The sequence below is a fragment of the Croceicoccus mobilis genome (assembly GCF_001661965.1).
Lineage (GTDB): Bacteria > Pseudomonadota > Alphaproteobacteria > Sphingomonadales > Sphingomonadaceae > Croceicoccus > Croceicoccus mobilis.
The window spans coordinates 219,585-237,996 of the sequence record NZ_LYWZ01000028.1 but is presented as its reverse complement, the minus strand read 5'-3'; the positions used below and the strand labels follow the sequence as shown (position 1 = coordinate 237,996).

Annotated in this window: 23 protein-coding genes and 1 tRNA gene; 7 read left to right on the top strand and 17 right to left on the bottom strand. The window is 65.1% G+C overall.

Going from position 1 to position 18,412, the window contains the following annotated elements; genetic code table 11:
- Positions 1–45: 45 nt before the first annotated feature.
- Genes dapF through A9D13_RS18940 form a run of 4 tightly spaced genes read left to right on the top strand, consistent with a single transcriptional unit; the run spans position 46 to position 3,630 of the window.
- Positions 46–873, top strand: coding sequence for a diaminopimelate epimerase (gene dapF, locus A9D13_RS18955; RefSeq protein WP_066777416.1), 828 nt, complete (start codon positions 46–48; stop codon positions 871–873).
- Entirely contained in the window at positions 870–2,063 is a 1,194-nt protein-coding gene (locus A9D13_RS18950; RefSeq protein WP_082922570.1) for a MiaB/RimO family radical SAM methylthiotransferase, read from the top strand. Before dapF ends, A9D13_RS18950 begins: the two co-directional genes overlap by 4 nt.
- Complete coding sequence (ftsY, locus tag A9D13_RS18945) at positions 2,060–2,980, top strand: signal recognition particle-docking protein FtsY (RefSeq protein ID WP_066777412.1); 921 nt, start codon at positions 2,060–2,062, stop codon at positions 2,978–2,980. Before A9D13_RS18950 ends, ftsY begins: the two co-directional genes overlap by 4 nt.
- Positions 2,980–3,630 carry an inner membrane-spanning protein YciB gene (locus A9D13_RS18940; RefSeq protein WP_066777409.1) on the top strand — a complete coding sequence of 217 codons (651 nt, stop codon included), beginning with the start codon at positions 2,980–2,982 and terminating at the stop codon, positions 3,628–3,630. The genes ftsY and A9D13_RS18940 overlap by 1 nt, the downstream gene beginning before the upstream one ends.
- 57 nt (positions 3,631–3,687) lie before the next feature.
- Here the strand turns inward: A9D13_RS18940 and A9D13_RS20685 are convergent, their stop codons facing one another.
- The 15 genes from A9D13_RS20685 to A9D13_RS20875 all read right to left on the bottom strand — a co-directional run bounded on the left by A9D13_RS20685 (position 3,688) and on the right by A9D13_RS20875 (position 15,338).
- Complete coding sequence (locus tag A9D13_RS20685; RefSeq protein WP_156522186.1) at positions 3,688–3,843, bottom strand: hypothetical protein; 156 nt, start codon at positions 3,841–3,843, stop codon at positions 3,688–3,690.
- A gap of 114 nt (positions 3,844–3,957) precedes the next feature.
- Complete coding sequence (locus A9D13_RS18935; protein WP_066777406.1) at positions 3,958–5,910, bottom strand: potassium transporter Kup; 1,953 nt, start codon at positions 5,908–5,910, stop codon at positions 3,958–3,960.
- 217 nt (positions 5,911–6,127) lie between these two features.
- Complete coding sequence (locus tag A9D13_RS18930; protein ID WP_066777402.1) at positions 6,128–6,850, bottom strand: tetratricopeptide repeat protein; 723 nt, start codon at positions 6,848–6,850, stop codon at positions 6,128–6,130.
- Entirely contained in the window at positions 6,847–7,299 is a 453-nt protein-coding gene (locus A9D13_RS18925) for a cytochrome c-type biogenesis protein (protein WP_066777399.1), read from the bottom strand. The genes A9D13_RS18930 and A9D13_RS18925 overlap by 4 nt, the downstream gene beginning before the upstream one ends.
- Entirely contained in the window at positions 7,296–7,859 is a 564-nt protein-coding gene (locus A9D13_RS18920; protein WP_066777396.1) for a redoxin family protein, read from the bottom strand. The genes A9D13_RS18925 and A9D13_RS18920 overlap by 4 nt, the downstream gene beginning before the upstream one ends.
- Positions 7,856–9,835: a heme lyase CcmF/NrfE family subunit gene (locus A9D13_RS18915; RefSeq protein WP_066777393.1), complete on the bottom strand. Its 1,980-nt coding sequence runs from the start codon at positions 9,833–9,835 to the stop codon at positions 7,856–7,858. The genes A9D13_RS18920 and A9D13_RS18915 overlap by 4 nt, the downstream gene beginning before the upstream one ends.
- A gap of 12 nt (positions 9,836–9,847) precedes the next feature.
- Positions 9,848–10,306 (bottom strand): cytochrome c maturation protein CcmE, encoded by a 459-nt coding sequence (gene ccmE / locus A9D13_RS18910; protein ID WP_066777390.1) that lies wholly within the window; start codon positions 10,304–10,306, stop codon positions 9,848–9,850.
- Positions 10,306–10,449 (bottom strand): hypothetical protein, encoded by a 144-nt coding sequence (locus A9D13_RS20880; RefSeq protein WP_172808230.1) that lies wholly within the window; start codon positions 10,447–10,449, stop codon positions 10,306–10,308. The genes ccmE and A9D13_RS20880 overlap by 1 nt, the downstream gene beginning before the upstream one ends.
- Before the next feature lie 31 nt (positions 10,450–10,480).
- The gene (gene ccmC, locus A9D13_RS18905) at positions 10,481–11,251 is read right to left on the bottom strand and encodes a heme ABC transporter permease CcmC (protein WP_066777385.1); all 771 of its coding nucleotides are present in this window, start codon (positions 11,249–11,251) and stop codon (positions 10,481–10,483) included.
- Between the two features lie 159 nt (positions 11,252–11,410).
- The gene (locus A9D13_RS18900; RefSeq protein ID WP_066777382.1) at positions 11,411–12,460 is read right to left on the bottom strand and encodes a Glu/Leu/Phe/Val family dehydrogenase; all 1,050 of its coding nucleotides are present in this window, start codon (positions 12,458–12,460) and stop codon (positions 11,411–11,413) included.
- A gap of 59 nt (positions 12,461–12,519) precedes the next feature.
- Positions 12,520–12,596, bottom strand: a tRNA-His gene (locus A9D13_RS18895).
- A gap of 253 nt (positions 12,597–12,849) precedes the next feature.
- Positions 12,850–13,854, bottom strand: coding sequence for a type II secretion system minor pseudopilin GspK (gspK, locus tag A9D13_RS18890; RefSeq protein WP_082922569.1), 1,005 nt, complete (start codon positions 13,852–13,854; stop codon positions 12,850–12,852).
- Positions 13,851–14,492, bottom strand: a complete 642-nt coding sequence (gene gspJ / locus A9D13_RS18885) for a type II secretion system minor pseudopilin GspJ (protein WP_066777379.1) — start codon at positions 14,490–14,492, stop codon at positions 13,851–13,853. Before gspJ ends, gspK begins: the two co-directional genes overlap by 4 nt.
- The gene (gene gspI, locus A9D13_RS18880) at positions 14,489–14,860 is read right to left on the bottom strand and encodes a type II secretion system minor pseudopilin GspI (RefSeq protein ID WP_066777376.1); all 372 of its coding nucleotides are present in this window, start codon (positions 14,858–14,860) and stop codon (positions 14,489–14,491) included. Before gspI ends, gspJ begins: the two co-directional genes overlap by 4 nt.
- Position 14,861: 1 nt before the next feature.
- Positions 14,862–15,338, bottom strand: coding sequence for a GspH/FimT family pseudopilin (locus tag A9D13_RS20875; RefSeq protein ID WP_066777374.1), 477 nt, complete (start codon positions 15,336–15,338; stop codon positions 14,862–14,864).
- 125 nt (positions 15,339–15,463) lie between these two features.
- Here A9D13_RS20875 and A9D13_RS18870 point away from each other — a divergent pair, with 125 nt between their 5' ends.
- Positions 15,464–16,108, top strand: a complete 645-nt coding sequence (locus A9D13_RS18870) for a prolyl hydroxylase family protein (protein WP_066777372.1) — start codon at positions 15,464–15,466, stop codon at positions 16,106–16,108.
- Positions 16,109–16,190: 82 nt separating this feature from the next.
- A complete protein-coding gene (locus A9D13_RS18865; protein ID WP_172808229.1) occupies positions 16,191–16,460 on the top strand; it encodes a hypothetical protein in 270 nt (89 codons plus the stop codon).
- A 125-nt stretch (positions 16,461–16,585) separates the two neighbouring features.
- On the opposite strand, the gene rpmE is transcribed toward A9D13_RS18865, so the two are convergent.
- On the bottom strand, positions 16,586–16,810 hold the full coding sequence (rpmE, locus tag A9D13_RS18860; protein WP_066777647.1) for a 50S ribosomal protein L31: 225 nt from the start codon (positions 16,808–16,810) through the stop codon (positions 16,586–16,588).
- A 218-nt stretch (positions 16,811–17,028) separates the two neighbouring features.
- On the opposite strand from rpmE, the gene A9D13_RS18855 reads away from it, so the two are divergent.
- Positions 17,029–17,895: a MipA/OmpV family protein gene (locus A9D13_RS18855; RefSeq protein ID WP_066777363.1), complete on the top strand. Its 867-nt coding sequence runs from the start codon at positions 17,029–17,031 to the stop codon at positions 17,893–17,895.
- 39 nt (positions 17,896–17,934) lie between these two features.
- Here A9D13_RS18855 and fabZ read toward each other — a convergent pair whose 3' ends face one another.
- Complete coding sequence (gene fabZ, locus A9D13_RS18850) at positions 17,935–18,405, bottom strand: 3-hydroxyacyl-ACP dehydratase FabZ (protein ID WP_066777360.1); 471 nt, start codon at positions 18,403–18,405, stop codon at positions 17,935–17,937.
- Positions 18,406–18,412: the final 7 nt, after the last annotated feature.

Sequence of the window (18,412 nt, the reverse complement as noted above, 5' to 3'; positions counted from 1 at the left end):
ACGGGGCTGGACGCGGCCCCGCCGGGTGCATAGATGCAGCGCGTAATGCGCATTCCCTTCACCAAGATGCACGGGCTCGGCAATGATTTCGTCGTGCTCGACGCGCGCGAGAGCGCCCTGCCGCCGATGACCGGCGACATCGCCGCTGCGCTGGCTGACCGGCATACCGGCATCGGCTGCGACCAGCTGGTGCTGATCGAACCGTCGGACGCGGCGGATCTCAGAATGCGGATCTTCAATCATGACGGCGGCGAGGTAGAAGCCTGCGGCAATGCCGCGCGCGCCGTGGGCGTGCTGGTCGGCCATGCGATCACCATGGAGACTTTGGGCGGCGAAATCACCGCCCGCCCCGACGATGCGGGCATAGCGGTCGACATGGGCGTGCCGCGCCTTGGCTGGGACCAGATCCCGCTCGCCTATGCGATGGACACGCTTTCCATGCCGGTGGGGTGGGATAGCGGCATGGACCATCCCGTTGCGGTCAATGTCGGCAATCCGCACGCGATTTTCTTCGTCGATGATGTCGATGCGCTGCCGCTGGGCGAAATCGGCCCGGTGATCGAGAAGGACCAGATCTTCCCCGAAGGCGTCAACGTCAATGCCGCGCAGATCGTCTCGCGCTCCGCCATCAAGCTGCGCGTGTGGGAACGCGGTGCAGGCCTCACCCGCGCATGCGGCACCGGCGCCTGCGCCACCGCAGTCGCGGCCATGCGCCGCGGACTGGTCGACCGCACCGTCACCGTGTCGCTGCCCGGCGGCGACCTGACGATCAGCTGGGATGCGGACAGCGAGGCCGGCCCCGGCAGCATCACCATGACAGGCCCTGCGACGATCGCCTTCACCGGGGAGTTCGACTGGGGCGATTTCGCTTGAGCGTGCCGGAGATCATCACATTGGGCTGCCGCCTGAACGCAGCCGAAAGCGAGCGCATCCACGCCATGCTGTCGGCGCAGGACACGCCCACCGTCGTGGTCAACAGCTGCGCGGTCACGCAGGAAGCCGTGCGCCAGACCCGGAAGGCAATCCGCCGCCTGCGCCGTAGCCATCCGGGTGCCCGCCTGATGGTAACCGGCTGCGCCGCCGATATCGAGGGCGAGCAGCTTGCCGCCATGCCCGAAGTCGACGCGCTGGTGCCCAACGCAAACAAGCTGGACGTCAAGCACTGGGCTCCTGCCGCCCCGCCCGTGGTCGAAGCGCCGCGCGCCCGCACCCGCGCCTTTGTCCCGGTGCAGAACGGCTGCGACCATAGCTGCACCTTCTGCATTATCCCGCAGGGTCGCGGGGCCAGCCGGTCCCTGCCGGTCGATGAGGTGGTGCGCATCGTCACCGCCCATCTGGAAGCAGGCGCGCCCGAAGTCGTGCTGACCGGTGTTGACGTGACCAGCTGGGGCCATGACCTGCCCGGCAGCCCGCGCATGGGCACGCTGGTCCGGGCCCTGTTCGACCGCTGCCCCTCGCTTGCCCGCTTGCGCCTGTCGTCCATCGACGGGGCCGAGATCGACGACGAGCTGGAGGAGATCGCCGCGCATGAACCGCGCTTCATGCCGCATCTCCATTTGTCGCTGCAGTCGGGCGATGACATGATCCTCAAACGCATGAAGCGCCGCCATAGCCGCGCCGACGCCATCGCTCTGGTAGAGCGCCTGAAAGCCCGCCGCCCAGACATTGCCGTCGGCGCGGATCTGATTGCCGGCTTTCCAACCGAAACCGAAGAGATGCACGCCAACAACCTCTCCATCATCGATGCCTGTGACATCGTGCACGGCCATATCTTCCCCTTCAGTCCGCGCCCCGGCACGCCCGCCTCACGCATGCCGCAGGTCGATCCCCTGCGCGTCAAGTCCCGCGCCGCCGAAATGCGCGAGCGCGTGGCGCAGACCCGCAGCCGCTGGCTGGATGGCCTTGTCGGCACGACGCAGATCGTGCTGGGCGAGGAAGGCGGCAGCGGCCATGCCGAGAATTTCGCGCCCGTCCGCCTGCCCACGGGCATGGGCGCGAGCATGACTGCGCGCCTCAAGATCACGGGCCGCGATGGCGGCATGCTGATAGGGGAAGCGGCATGAGCGATAATTGGCAGAACCGCGTCTTCGGCGGCTTTCGCAAGACCTCCGAACGCCTCAGCGGCAATCTGGCCGGCATTGGCGGGCAAACCCGCCTTACCGACGCGCAGCTGGACGAGCTTGAGGATGCGCTGATCCTCTCCGACCTCGGTCCCCGTGCGGCGATGCGCATCCGCGACAGGCTGGCCACGCGTCAGTTTCCACGCGGTTCGGACGAGCGCGCGATCCAGGAAGCCGTGGCCGAGGAAATCGCCGAGATCCTGCGCCCCGTGGCAAAGCCGCTGGAAGTCACCGCCTTCCCCCGCCCGCATGTCGTGCTGGTCATCGGCGTCAATGGCAGCGGCAAGACCACCACCATCGCCAAGCTCGCCCATCTCTTTCAGGAAGAGGATTACGCGGTGATGCTGGCGGCGGGCGACACGTTTCGCGCTGCCGCGATCGGCCAGCTGAAGGTCTGGGCCGACCGCATCGGCGTGCCCGTCGTTACCGGCCCCGAAGGCGGCGACCCGGCCAGCGTCGTGTTCGACGGGGTCAAGGCCGCGACGCAGCAGGGCATCGACGCGCTGATCGTCGACACTGCGGGCCGCCTGCAGAACAAGCGCGAGCTGATGGACGAGCTGGCCAAGATCCGGAAGGTGCTGGGCCGCCTCAACCCCGAGGCACCGCATGATGTCGTGCTGGTGCTGGACGCGACCAATGGGCAGAACGCGCTGGCCCAGATCGACGTGTTCAAGGAAGTCGCGGGCGTTACCGGCCTCGTCATGACGAAGCTTGATGGCACGGCGCGCGGCGGCGTGCTGGTCGCGGCGGCAGAGCAATATGGCCTGCCCATCCACGCCATCGGCGTTGGCGAAGGGCTCGATGACCTGCGCCCCTTCGACCCCGACCTTGTCGCGCGCGTCATTGCAGGAGTCGCCTGATGAGCGAAGAAACAGCATCCCCGAAGAAAAAATCCGGCTGGCTCAACCTTGCCATCGATTACGGGCCGCTGCTCGTCTTCTTCCTCGTCTATCGCCATTTCTCGCCAGAGGATTCCGCCGACAGCATCGGCGCGGTTCTGGCCGTGGTGAAGGGGACAGGCGCGTTCATGGTTGCCGCCGTGATCGCGCTGATCGTGTCGAAATGGAAGCTGGGGCACGTCACCCCGATGCTGTGGCTGTCGACCGCGCTGATCGTGTTTTTCGGCGGGCTGACGGTGATCTTTCAGGATCCGCTTTTCGTGCAGATCAAGCCGACGATCATCTACTCGATCTTCGCCCTGGCTCTGCTGATTGGCTGGCGCATGGGCAAGCCGCTCCTCAAATATCTGCTGGGCGCCGCGTTTGAGGGGCTGTCGGATCGCGGCTGGATGAAGGTCAGCCGCAACTGGGGTTTCTATTTCATCGCCCTTGCCGTGCTGAACGAGATCCTGCGCGCCGCCCTGCCGTTCGAGCAATGGCTGGCGTCGAAATTCTGGCTGTTCATGCCACTGTCCTTCCTCTTCACCTTCATGCAGCTGCCGATGATGATGCGCGAAGGTCTGGGCAAGGAGGAAGAGACCGAGGTCGAAACGACCCAGCCTCCTGTCTAAGGGCTGGTGTAAGGACCGAGCGGGGCGTCACCCGCCCCGCCCCGGCCCGTCAGGCGCTCAATGCGCCTTGGCGCCCTCATGCGCTGCCAGCTGGCTTTGCAGCACGCCGATGCGCTTGCGCTCTTCCGTCCATGCGCGATTGGGCTGGGCGCTGACCTTGTCGATCAGCTGGCGCAGTTCGTTCGCACGATCGCTGTTGGTGGTCTCCTGCATGGCTTCACTCTCCTTTTTGTTTTTAGGATGAGAGGATAGCACGTTTGCAGCCCCCGCCAAGCGCAACGAGCCGCCATTTGCGGCAGGTCAGCGCGTCGCGGCGGGTCGTTGGGTCTAGATCTCGACCTGGCTGCCCAGTTCGACCACGCGGTTCGTCGGAAGGCGGAAAAATTCCATCGCATTGGCCGCATTGCGCAGCATCCATGCAAAGATCTTCTCTCGCCAGATCATCATGCCCGGATTTTCCGATGTCAGCAGCGTCTGGCGCGACAGGAAGAAACTGGTTTGCATCATGTCGAACTTGCCGCCGCAGCCTTCCAGGCCCTTCAGCGCCAACGGCACGTCGGTTTCCTCCATGAACCCGTAATGCAGGATCATGCGGTAGAACCCTTCGCCCAGATCGTGAATTTCCGCGCGGTCGTCGGGCTCGACATAGGGGAAATCGGCGATCTGCACCGTCAGGATGACCACGCGTTCGTGCAGCACCTTGTTGTGCTTGATATTATGGAGCAGCGCGGAGGGCACGCCCGCAGTGGACGAAGCCATGAAGATCGCGCTGCCCGGCACGCGGGTCGCCGAATTGGTCGCCGATTTGGCGAAGATTTCGATCGGCAAGGCCACCTCGGCCATGCGTTCGCGCATCAGCTTGCGGCCCTTGGCCCATGTCGTCAGCAAGGTGAAAGCGACCGCCCCGATCAGCAGCGGGAACCAGCCGCCGTCGGGCACCTTGGTCGCGTTGGCCGCGAAATAGGCGCCATCGACGATGAAGAAGAGGACCACCACCGGCACCGCGAGATACCATTTCCACCGCCAGACCGCCAGCAACAGCGCGGCCATCAGGCAGGTATCGATCAGCATCGCGCCGGTCACCGCGATGCCATATGCGCTGGCGAGGTTCGACGAATTCTTGAACGTCAGCACCAGCAGGATCACCGCCACCATCAGTGCCCAGTTGATCGCCGGGATATAGATCTGCCCCGCCTCGGTCTCGCTCGTGTGCAGGATCGAAAGGCGCGGGATGAAACCCAGTTGCATCGCCTGATGCGTAACCGAGAACGCGCCCGAGATCACCGCCTGGCTGGCGATGAAGGTCGCCATCATGGCCAGCAGCACCAGCGGCAGGCGCATGACATCGGGCGCCATGATGAAGAAGGGATTGCGGATCGCCTCTGCCGCGGCGCTGCCTGAAAGGCTGGTCACCATGGCGGCCTGACCGAAATAATTGATCAGCAGCGCCGGCATGACAAAGCCGAACCAGGACAGGCGCAGCGGGCCGCGACCGAAATGCCCCATGTCGGCATAAAGCGCCTCTGCCCCGGTGACCGCCAGCACGACCGAGCCGAGGGCGAGGAAAGCCAGCGTCTTGTCGACGAGGAAGAACTGAAGCGCGTACCACGGGTTCAGCGCAACCAGCACGCCCGGGTTCTGGAAGATCTGCGCCAGTCCCAGCACCGCCAGCACGCAGAAATAGGTAATCATGATCGGCGCGAACAATGCGCCGACCTTGGCCGTGCCGCGTTTCTGGATGAGGAACAGGCCGACCAGCATGACCAGAGCGATGGGAATGACCCATTGCTCGAACCGCGCCTCTACCACGGTCAGGCCTTCCACGGCGGACAGCACCGAAATGGCCGGCGTAATCATGGAATCGCCATAGAACAGCGATGTCGCCATCACGCCCAGCAGCACCGCCAGCCAGCCAAAGCGCGAGCCGGAAATATGGCGCGAGATCAGCGCGACCAGCGCAAGGCTGCCGCCCTGCCCCTTGTTGTCGGCGCGCATGAGGATGGTGACATACTGGATCGCGACGACCAAGGTCATCGACCAGAAGATCAACGAAACCACGCCCAGCACGTGCAGCCGGTCAAGCGCCAGCGGATGCGGACCGACGAATGTTTCGCGAAAGGCGTAAAGCGGGCTGGTGCCGATATCGCCGAAGACGATGCCGATCGCGCCTGCCGCCAGCTTCACCTTGGCGCTGGTGCGATCCGAACCGTGGCCATGCCCGCCGACCGGACCGGCAGGCCGCGGCCCATTGCGGGCGGTGCCATCGGCCTGCCCCGTCATGCCGTCTGCTGCCGTTTCATGGGTCAAGCTGAATGATACTCCGGTCCGTTTCGAGCCGCGGGATTGAATCGAGACCAGTCCCAAGGCCGGAGGGCGCGCTTAGCAGTGTGTTCATGCCCCGGCAAGAAAGGCAGGAGGGCATATCCCGATGCCCCAGCCACGCTTCACCGCACTGCAGCATCGCTTCATGGGCAAGCGGCAATTATTGCGCAAGCCCTCAAGGAGCCTGATTCGCGGGCGCGGCAGGCGGAATCTGCTGATCCGTCTCCTGCCTCATGCCCTGCCCGCGCGCCGCGTTTTCACGCGCTGCAATAAGCGCGTCAAGCTTGTCGACCTGCGACTGGAGCTGCGCGCGCCATGGCTCGTCCTCGGCCGCGTCACCCTCTGCCACGGGGCGGTCGAGCAGGCCCTGCCACAGATCGCGCGCTTCCTGAAACTGGCCGGAACTGGCCAGCGCCAGCCCCATGAAGAACGGCGGCCCCGGATGGCTGGGCGCGATATCGGCGGCGCGGCGATAAGCGAACAGAGCAGCAGGCGTCGCCACCCCCTCCGCATGGCCGACCAGCGCATTGCCCAGCGCCAGCCACGCATCGGGATCATCGGGATTTTCGCGGATCGCCCCGCGCAGGATTGCTGCGGCGGCGGAATATTGGCCATTGCGGGCCATGGCATCGGCGGTGATCAGATAGCGGCGACCGGGGCCATATTGATCGTCCATCTCGCGCCGCGCCTCCACCATCGCGGCGGCAGCACCGGCCTTGCTTTCGCGCGCGGCCTTGGGCGCGCCGGGCATGCCGGGGCTGCCCTGCAGCGCATAGCCCGCGAGGCCGACCAGCAGGACCGCGCCCGCCAGCTCCCACCCGCTGCGCGGAAGTTTCAGCACGAATGCCAGCACGCCAAACACGATGGCGGCGATAAGGATGACGACGATCCAGCTCATGCCTCACCTCCATCGCGGCGCGCACGACGGAAACGGCGCCGCAGCAGCAGCACGGCCAGCAGCAGCACCAGAGCCGGAATGATATAAAGCGGCCATGTCAGCGGCTTCACCACGGGCTTGTAGCTGATGTAATCGCCATAGCGGTCGATCAGCCATTGGCGGATTTCCTCCGGCTCCTCGCCCGCCATGATCCGCTGGCGCACCTGGCTGCGCATGTCGCCCGCGATGGAGGCGTCAGAATCGGCAATGGACTGGCTCTGGCAGGTGAGGCAGCGCAACGTCTCCATCAGCTCCTGCGCTTTCGCCTCCTGCTCCGGATCCTCCAGCTGGCGATAGGCATAGGGGGCAGGCGGCAGCGAATCCTGCGCATCGGCAGGCGCAGCAATCGACGTCAGCGCCCCGATGGCGAGAACGGCGACCAGCGCCAGAACGGCAAGCGCGCGCCTCATGCCGGCTCCTCCGCGTCTTTGAGCCTGGCCATGATCTGCGCGATGTCCCGCTCCATGATCGGGCCGATATGCTGGTACCGGATGATGCCATCGGCATCGATGACGAAGGTTTCAGGGACGCCCGACGATCCGATCGCCATCTGCACCGCGCTGACATCGTCGCGCGCGATGCCGCGATAGGGATTGCCGTTCCTTTGCAGGAACATCTCGATATCCTCGCTCTTGTCGCGGATGGCGACACCGTCGATGGCCACGCCCCTTGCCTTCAGCTCCTCCAGCACCGGTGCCTCGACGATGCACGGAACGCACCAGCTGGCCCAGATGTTGAGGAGGCGCGGCCCGCTTTCGCGCGCGCCCGCCAGCGTGACACCGGGGTTCTCCTCCACCGCCTGCGGCAATTCGATGGCGGGCAGCGGCTGGCCGATCATGCGGCTTTCAACCTCGGTCGATCCGGGATTGGCAAGACCCCATGCGACCAGCGCGCACAGCAGTGCGAACAGGCCAAGCGGCAGCCAGATTGCCCAGCGCGAGGGACGCTTTGCCGTGTCGGGCGCACTCATCGCAGGTCTCCCACCGGGCGTTCCTCACGCCGCATGGCGATGCGCCGCGCCTGATATTGCCTGCGCCAGCCGCTGATGATGCGCCCGACCAGCGCCAAAGCGCCGCCCAAGGCCACCAGCAGGCCGCCCAGCCAGATCAGCGGAACGAACGGCTTCCACCACAGTCGCAGCTGCCAGCGACCATCCTCCCCCAACTCGCCGATCACGGTATAGAGCTGCCCGTTCCAGCGGGTGTGGAGCGCGCTTTCGCTCGTCGTCTGGGGCGGCGAGGTGAAGGTGCGCGACTGCGGAAGCATCTGCGTGGGCGCACCGCCCTCATAGCTCGCCTGCATGTCGGCCTGCAGCGCGGTCCAGTTGGGGCCGGCGACCGGCTCGACCGCGGCCAGTTCGATGCTCCACGGGCCGACGGTGACAGTGTCGCCAACCTGCGCCGCCACCAGACGTTCCGTCGAAAAGGCGCTTTCGCTGGCCATGCCGCCCACCGCGACGGCCAGCCCCAGATGCGAGACGACCATGCCCCAGATCGGCAGCGGCGTGCGGCGCAGATTGCGCCCAAACAGCGGTATGACGCTGGCAATCGCCAGACCCACCGCCAGCGCAAGGCCCAGCAGCGGCAGCACCCCGATACCGGGCGCCAGCACCAGTGTCGCGACCAGCACGGCGATGGTGGCAAGACCGGGGAGGATCAGCGCCCTGCCCACGCGGCCAAAGCGATCGTCGCGCCAGCGCAGCAGCGGGCCGATCGCCATCACGACCATCATCGGCAGCGCGAATACCGCGCCCATGGGATTGAAATAAGGCGGCCCGATGGAAACGCGCGTCCCGAACGCCTCTGTCACCAGCGGGTAGAGCGTGCCCAACAGAACGATGGCAAGGATCGCGGTCAGCGCGACATTGTTGAAGACAAGGCTCGCTTCGCGGCTGACGGCGGCGAATTGCTTGCCCTCTGTCACCGTGGCGGCGCGCAGGCCGAACAGGGTCAATGCCCCGCCGATATAGATGGCCAGAAGGACGAGGATGAAGCTGCCGCGTTCGGGATCGACGGCAAAGGCATGCACGCTGGTCAGAATGCCCGACCGCACGAGGAAGGTGCCCACCATCGACATGGAAAAGGCAACAACTCCCAGCATGATCGTCCACGTCCGCAGCGCATCGCGCGCGGCCAGCACGCCCGCCGAATGCAGCAGCGCGGTCGCCGCCAGCCAGGGCATCAGAGATGCATTCTCCACCGGATCCCAGAACCACCAGCCGCCCCAGCCCAGCTCGTAATAGGCCCAGTAGGAACCGGCAGTGATGCCCACCGTCAGGAATATCCACGCACCCAGCACCCATGGCCGCATCGCGCGGGCAAAGGCAGGGCCGACCTCGCGCGTGATCAGCGCACCGACGGCAAAGCTGAACGCGACCGACAGGCCGACATAACCGAAATAAAGCGTCGGCGGATGGAAGGCGAGGCCGATATCCTGCAGCAGCGGATTGAGGCCATTGCCATCGGCGGGAACCGGGCTGATCCGTTCAAACGGGTTCGAACTGAAAAGCAGGAAGGCATAGAAGCCGAGCGATACGAAAGCCTGCGCAGCCAGCGTCGCGACGATGGTCTTTTCCGGCAGCCGCCGTTCGACCAATGCGACCAGCGCACCGGCCAGCCCCATCACCGTGGCCCACAATAGCATCGAACCTTCGTGATTCCCCCATGTGCCCGCGAGCTTGAAGATAAACGGCTTGTCCGAATGCGAATTGAGCGCGACCAGAAGCACCGAAAGATCGGTCCGCACGAACAGCCATGCCAGCATGGCAAAGGACAGCGCCGCCAGCACGCCCTGCATCACCGCGACCGGGCGGACCATGCCGGCCGTTTCGGCGCGCAATTCGTCAGTGCCGTCCTTGCCCGTCAGCGACCATGCGCCCGACAGCAATTGCAGCATGGCAAGCGCCGCGGCGAGCCACAGCAGGACAAGGCCGATTTCAGCAATCATGAGTATTTGGGATCATTCGGTTTCGGCCACCACCTCTTTCGCCTGCGCGTCCGACATGTCTGCCAGTTCGCGCGGCATGTAATTTTCATCGTGCTTGGCCAGCAGATTATCGGCGAGGAACGTGCCGTCGGGCATCATGTGCCCCTCTGCCACTACGCCGGACCCTTCGACGAATAGATCGGGCGTGATGCCGGAGAAGCGCACCGGCACCACGGCCTTTCCGTCGCCGACCACGAAATCAATGGTCACGCCATCGGCCTGCCGCTGGATCGATCCTTCCTGCACCATGCCGCCCAGCCGGATCGCGCGCCCCGCTTCGGGCGGATCGGAGGCGATGTCGGAGGGGACGTAGAAATAGCTGGCCTGATTGCGCAACGCCCAAGCCGCCAGCAGCCCCGCACCGATCAGCACGACCAGCGCGATCACCAACAGCACCAGCCTCTGGTGCTTGGCCTTTACCGCTGCTGCCATCACTTCTTCTCCCGCGACATGTCACGACGCTTTTCGGCGCGGCGCATGGCGAACCATGCCCAGCCCACCATGGCAAGCGTACCGGCAACGCCGATCGCATAGCATGCGATGACAAAGGGCCATTGGTCGAGTTGTTCGGTCATCGGGTCCGTCTTCAATCCGTCAACAGGCGCTCTACTGCCAATCCGCGCCAGCGGAAAGCTCCGCCTTCATCTGGGCCTTCTGCGCCTTGCGCCGCAGCCGAGCCTCTGCCTGGATATCGGCCAGCAGCATCCGCATGCGCGCCAGCACCACCCCGCCGAACAATAGCGAAAAGCCAAGCGTAGCGATCAGCAGCGGGGTCAGGAAAGCAGGGTCGATCGCGGATTTGCCCATGGTGATGCTCGGCGGCTGATGCAGGCTATTCCACCACACGACTGAACGGTTGATGATCGGCACATTGACCGCGCCGACAAGGCCGAAGATCGCGGTCACCCGGCTGCCGCCCGATCCCGCCGCCATGTCCCGCTGCGCCGCGCCCGCCAGCGCGATATAGGCGCAGTACAGAAGCAGCAGCACCAGCATGGAAGTCAGCCGCCCGTCCCACACCCACCATGTGCCCCATGTGGGCCGCCCCCAGATGGAGCCGGTGACAAGGCAGATGGCGGTAAAGACAGCACCCGGCACCGCAGCCGCGCGCGCCGCGATATTGGCCAGCGGATGCCGCCAGACCAGTTCGACCAGCGAAGCGATGGCAATGGTCGTCCACCCGCCCATCCCCAGCCATGCGGCAGGCACGTGGATGTAAAGGATACGGACCGTGTCGCCCATCAGCCGGTCAGCCGGCGCAAACAGCAAGCCATAGATCAGCGCGCCCGCCGCAAGGGCAAGGCCCAGCAACAGGCACAGCGGTGTCAGCCACCTTGCAAGGCGCAGGAAACGTGCGGGATTGGCAAAACCGTGCATGGCGTATGGTGCGCTTCAGTCCGTGTCCTCGGGGCACGTCAATACGCGCCCGGCACCGCTCTTGCAGGCTTGATGCGCGCCCGCAAGTCCCACCATCGACCAAGGCGGGGATCAAGGCTGCGTTCAGCCCCGATCCGGTCCGCCCATCCGCTAATGAGATCAGCGCCCGATCTTGCGCCTTGCCATGGCGTCGGCGACAAGGTTCACCGGCTCGCCGCTGCTGTCCGCTTCGGCCCAGACCTCGCGCAGGCGATCCGCGATGCCGCTGATCCGCGTGTCGATGGCATCCGTATCAACCGGCTTACCGTCGATGCGCGCGAAATATTCATAGCTGACCGCGATGATCCCGCCTGCGTTCAACACATAGTCGGGCGCATAAAGGATGCCGCGATCCGCCAGCAGCCTGCCATCGTCGACCCGGTCGAGCTGGTTGTTCGCCCCGCCAGCGACAATCCGGCAATCGAGCGCCGCAATGCTTTCCGGTGTCAGGATGCCGCCCAGCGCATTGGGGCTGAAGACATCGCACGGCACGGTCATGATCGCATCGGGCGCGACGGTCTGTGCGCCCAGCTCTTCGGCCAGGGCTTTCACCCGCGCCTCGTTCATGTCGGCCAGCGTCAGCTTTGCGCCATCGGCGGCCAGCAGGCGGGCAAGGCCCGAACCCACGCTGCCGGTGCCCTGAAGCGCGACATGCACGCCATCCAGAGAACGGTTCAGCTTGTGCTCCACCGCAGCTTTCAGCCCCAGATAGATCCCGCGCGAGGTATAGGGCCCCGGATCGCCGCCCGCGCCGCTTTCGTCGGCAGGCAGGCCGGTCACGAACCGCGTGCGCTTTGACACGGCGACCATGTCGGCCTCCGTGATGCCCACGTCTTCGGCAGTGATGTAACGCCCGCCCAGCGCGTCGACCGCATCGGCGAAAGCCGCCAGCATCTCGGGCGTCTTGGTGCGGTCCGCATCGGCCAGGATCACCGCCTTGCCGCCGCCGATAGGCAGATCGGCCATGGCGTTCTTATAGCTCATGCCCTGCGACAGGCGCAGCGCATCGGTGATAGCGTCCTTCGAATTGGCGTAATGCCAGAAACGCGTGCCGCCCGCGGCGGGGCCGCGATGGGTGGAGTGAATGGCGATAATGGCCGAAAGCCCGCTGGCCCGATCATGGACGAGAGTAAGCTTTTCGTGTTCGTCAAATGCGGGATTGTTCCACATGCCGCCATGCCGCCTTTCGCGTGGGCAAGGGGCGTAAGTGCTTGCCCCTGCGAGTGAAATGGGGCGACCGATGGGGTTCGAACCCACGACCTCCGGTACCACAAACCGGCGCTCTAACCAACTGAGCTACGATCGCCATAAATGCGCTTTGCCGACCGGATAGGCCCGGCCGGGGCGCCCTGATTTCACTGTGCGGTGATGGCGTCAACCATCTCCAAGCAGCGGAGGGGGCCTGTTGCACAACTCTTCCCGCAAGGAAAGCAAAAACCGCGCGCGGGCCGCGAACTACGCAATATTATAAAGCCGCGCAATGATGCGTCGCGTCAGCGAGGCGATTTCGACCGTAATTGCCGCCTGCGAGTCGCCTGCCCCGAATCATGTGCGCCGAATCAGGGCTGCTCGCCCCAGCTCCTCGCGATCACGCGGCTGCCTTCCTGCGTTGCATCGACCAGCGCGACTTCGGTCAACTCGATATTATCGACCATGACGCGGATGCGGATCGTGAACATCTCGCTCTTGATTGCCATCTGCCGCAGGGCTCCTGCCCCGAACACCGCATTGTCGCCGCGCGCCATCATGCCCAGCGCCTCGCTCATGCTGTTCCAGCCGGTTTCGGGGCGCGAGGCGATGAAGGCGCGGGCGCGGTTCACGTCAAGCCCCGGGGACATGGCCGCGATCAGCCGCGCCTGATCGGGGCGCAGCGTGTTGACATTGACCTTGGCATCATCGCCCGTCGGCAGCGCGCATAGCCATGGATAGAGGCGGCGGTAGATCGGCTCGCTCATGCCCTTGATCGATCGCAGTTCGGACAATTCGACGATCGCGCGGTTGGGCGTGCGATAGGGTGTGGGCAGGCCGAGGTAATAATCGTCCTCCGCTCCGCCGCCGCGCACATTGCCGTCTTCGTCCACCCAGTCGCCAAGGGAATCCGCAATCGCCTGCGCATCATTGGACGGGACCTGCAGCCCCTCCATCAAGCGCACGAACTGGTTGCGCGCCGGCGTATCGAAACGTCCGCCATTGCCGTCGCGGCCCGCCCCCATGGCGTTGACGTTGAAACAATTGCTCGCATCCTCGACCATGACCATGGCGCTGCCGCGTCCCAGCGGCAGCACGGTTTCACGGCCCAGCAGATTGATGCGGTCGACCGTCTTGTCCTCATCCATCGCCACCAGCTGCGTCAGGCGCGCCAGCGTGACCTGCTCGACACTGGCGGCATAGATCCGCGCCTGCGCCATGGCCTGGCTATTGGCGGCAAGCCGCGTGGCAAGGTTGAGCCGGTCGAGCATCAGGGTCGCGATCACCGCCATCAGCGCGACCAGCACCAGCACGGCCAGCAGCGCCGCCCCGCGCCCGCGCGCGCGCATCCATTCATTTGCCGCGCGGCGCGTCACGGCTGCCCTCCGGGTGGATTATCGCCGGGGGCATCGCTCTCCATTTCCGGCTGCGGGCCGGAGCCGACCAGCGTCACGATGCGCAGCGGCGCGCCGGTCGCCTGCGGCAGGACCAGTTCGATCGCACTGGGCAATTCCGATGGATCTTCAGGCTCCCACCTCTCGATCCAATTGCCCTGCGCCATGCGGAAACGCAGTCGCGGGATGCCCGACAGTTCGGCCATCACCCCCGGCTCCTGCGCCATCGCGCCATCGGTAAAGCCGCGGCCGATGCGCAGCAGGCGATTGCCGTCCATCCGCCATGTCACGCGCTGTAGCGAGGGGCGCGGCTCACCCGAAGGATTGTCCCACCCGCTGCGCGTCAGGGTAATGAGGTCACCGCCCTGCCCGACCAGCATCGCCGGTTCGAGCGCGCCGCCATCACCGCGCGCCGGGCGCGGCGAGGCTTGCGCCATGTCGGCGTTCCACACCGCGACCAGCCTGCGGGCCGAAGCGATGCGATCGGTCGCCCGCGCGCTGGCCAGCTCGGCATCGACGGAAAAGCGCAGCAGCACCAGCGCCCCGCCCGCAATGACCGAGAAGATGAGCAGCGCGATCATCATCTCGACCAGCGTGAATCCGTTGGGACGGCGCGTCATGGCGCGGCCCTCAAAATCTCGAAACTGACCGCGCTGCCCTGCCCGTCGGCCTGCCGGACGGAAAGCAGGATGCGGGTCGCGCCCGATAATTCCTCGGGCCGGTCGACGATGCGGGTCCATGCGAAATTGCGGCCCGCGTTCTGCACGATGCCGCTGTCCTCTCCCAGAGCGGGGGCGGCGGGATCGCTCATCCATTCGGCGGCAAGGTTTTGCGCCGTCACCTCCAGCGCCACCCGCTGATCCAGATCGGCGGTGCGCGAGATCGCGGCCCCTTCCATGCGAAGCAGGGCCAGAGCGGCAAGCGCGAAGATGGCGAGCGCCACCAGCATCTCGATCAGTGTGAAGCCGTTTGCCGCCTTGCGCTCCATCTCAGCGCGCCTCTGTCCGGATATCGCCATTGCGCGCGATCAATACGACCGCGCTGTGACCATCGCGTGTCAGCACCAGCCGCGCATCGGCAGAGGCAAGACCGAGTGAATCGAAGATGATGCGGCGGTTGCCTGTCTGCCCGTTCAGCGACGCGCCTGCGGGCCAGTCACCGCCCTGAAGGCTGCGCGCATCGGGTGGCTGCCATCCGCCGCTGCGGCGTTCCTCGAAATAATAGCCGGCGGGGCCCACCACCACCGCCATCGGCCGGGCGGAAACGATGGCCTCGTTCCGGGCAGCGCCGGTGCGCGCGGCAAAGCTTTCGGCTGAGCGGCGCAGCTCGGCCTGCTCTCCGGGCAGCGAAAGCACCGCCACCGTCGCAAGCAGCGCCAGCACGAAAAGCGTCACCAGCATCTCTATCAGGCTGAAGCCATTGGCGCGCCTGCCTGCATGATTGCGGCGCGCGGCCTTTCTGCCCATGGGACCCGTCCTTGCCATAGCGGCCATGGCTATGCGCGCCGCGCCGCACATCGGCAAGGGGGCAGCACAAAGGAAAGACAGATCGATACTTGGCAGCCTCCCTGCCAAAGGGTTAGAGCGCGCAAATGGCCAGCCAAGCATTGTTTGAAGACGCCCCCGTTTCCGATCGCCTGCGCGCAGCAGAGGGCATGCGCGTCTTCCCCTCGCCCAAGCTGGAGCTTTACACCATGCCGCTGTTCCTCGACGCCGGGGAATGCGCCGCATTGGTCGAACTGATCGACAGGAACCGCCAGCCATCGACCATCACCGACAGCAATGGCGACCATTATTTCCGCACCAGTGAAACCTGCCACTTCGCCCCCGACGATGCGCCGGTCGTCAATCTGGAAAACCGGCTGGCCGAATTGAACGGTATCGATCCGGTGCTGGGCGAACCGATGCAGGGCCAGCGTTATGACGTAGGGCAGGAATTCAAGGCCCATACCGATTACTTCGAACCCAATGGCAAGGACTGGGAAGCCAATTGCGCGAAAGCGGGCAACCGGACCTGGACCTTCATGGTCTATCTGAACGAACCGCAGGCAGGCGGCGCGACGCGGTTCAAGGTCGTGGACAAGACCTTCCGCCCCGAAACCGGCAGGCTGGTATGCTGGAACAACCGCCGCGCCGATCTGTCACCCAATGCCGCGACGCTGCATCATGCGCTAAAGGTCAGGAAAGGCCTGAAATACGTGATCACCAAATGGTATCGCGAAAAGCCCTATGTCTGATCTCTTGTCCGGCACGCACAGGCTAGGGACTGTTACCTAGGTATTTTCCAACGATTCCGTTGGCGCGCGCGTGCGACTATCCGTGAAACAGGAACGGGCCGGGAACATCCCGTCCGTGATCGGGGGTTTCATGGATCATTATTCGACCACATTCGACGAAATCATCGAGCATGAGAGCCAGCTCTGGCGCGATGAGGCGTCTTGCGCCGAAGACACGGCGTCGGTCGATGTCCATCTGGCCGAGCCGCAGACCGCAACCTTTGGCGCATTTCGCGGAATGCTGATCGGGGTGCCGGTCGCACTGGCGCTGTGGGCGCCGATCCTGGCCGCGGGCTATTATCTCTTGGGCTGATCGCCCGGTCCACGACCCACACGCAAAAAGGGCGGCCCGCATGATGCGGAGCCGCCCTTTTCGTTCTTCGGTCACCGGTCGCGGCCCTTGCCCCAATCGGGGCGCACGGGCCGCTGACGCAGCGCTTACTTCTTGAGCTTGAGGCCGCCGAACTTGGCGTTGAAGCGTGCCACGCGGCCACCTTCCTGCAGCTGCTTGGTGCCGCCGGTCCACGCCGGGTGCGAAGTGGGATCGATTTCCAGCGTCAGCGTGTCGCCTTCCGCGCCCCAGGTGGAGCGGGTCTGGAATTCGGTGCCATCGGTCATCTTGACCGTGATCATGTGGTAATCGGGGTGGGTATCGGCCTTCATGGCATAATGCTCCGCGGTGATGCGCCGGTACCGACCGGCCGCTCGGGTGTCGAAAGGCGCGCCCATAACGCCTGCCGATGATTCTGGCAAGCACAGCGGAACTTGCTTGCGACGGCCGGTCCGGGTCCGCCCTGAAATGGCTGTTCGTAGCGGCGCGATCGCGCGCTTATGGGAACGAACCGGGCGCTCATGCGATCTTGCGGGTAAAGGGGACTATAATGAAAACGACACGGGCCGCCACTGCCCCCGCCGCCATGCTCGCGATCTGCGCTCTCGCACTGCCGGGTAGCGCATATGCCGATGAAAGCAGCGATACCGAATCCGCAACGGAAAGCGCCGCGGTGGATGCCGCTGCGATCCAGCCTGCACCACCGCCCGAAAAGCGCGCCCACCGCTATCGCATCGCGCTGGGTCCGGGTTTCGGCACACCCTACCCCGGTGCCGATCATATGAATTTCTCGCCCTATATCGACCTCGACCGGGCGCGCGGCACAGATTATTTCGCGCATGAATCGCCGGATGAAAGCTTTTCCGTCCCGATCTTTTCGCGCTCCGGCTTTTCAATCGGCCCCAGCCTCGCGCTGGTGGGAAAACGCAAACAGTCTGACGCACCGGGCATGGATGTGGTGAAACGCAGCGTCGAGCTGGGCGGCGCGGCGCAGTTGGAGGTGGGCGAGCACCTCTATGGCTTTGCCGAAGTCAGGAAAGCGGTGAGCGGCCATGATGGGTGGGTCGCGCAGGCCGGCGTCGATTATGTCATGCGCGACCGCGACGACTGGCTGATCAGCTTTGGTCCACGCGTCAAATGGGGCGATGGCAAGCAGACCGGCGCCTATTTCGACGTCACGCCGCAAGAAGCCATCGCGACCGGCCTGCCCGAATATGACGCAGGAAGCGGCATTCAGGGCGTGGGCGCCACGCTGGGCGCGGATTTCGCTATCGGGGGCCCGTGGGGCGTTGCCGGTTATGCCAGCTATGTGAGGCTGGTCGGCGATGCGGCATCATCGCCAGTGACGCGCGCGTTCGGGTCAAAAGACCAGTTCGGTGTGGGCGTCGCGCTCAGCTACAGCTTTACGACCGACTGATGCAGAACGGGCGGAGCCACTGGCCCCGCCCGCAAATGCTTATTTCTCGATCATGGCGGTGAATTCGACATCGCATGTCGTTTCACCGTCGATCGAGGCCTCGCCCTTGAACTTGCAGATCCGGGCGCGGCGCTGCAGGAATTCGACCTTGAGGTCGAGCAGATGGCCGGGTTCGACCATCTTCCTGAACTTCGCATTCTCGATCGCGAGGAAATAGACCAGCTTGCCCGTTCCGGCGAGGCCCAGCGCCTCCACCGCGAGAAGACCCGCAGCCTGTGCCAGCGCCTCGATCTGGAGCACGCCCGGCATGATCGGGCGGCCCGGGAAATGGCCCTGAAAGAAATCCTCGTTGAACGACACGGCCTTTACCGCGTGGATGCCGGCCTCGGGGTCGAGGGAGACCACGCGGTCCACCAGCAGCATCGGATAGCGATGCGGCAGCAGTTCGAGGATGCGCGGGATCGAAAGCTCGCCCGCGCCGCCCGTTTCTTTATCGCCGGTGTCGCTCATGATCGCT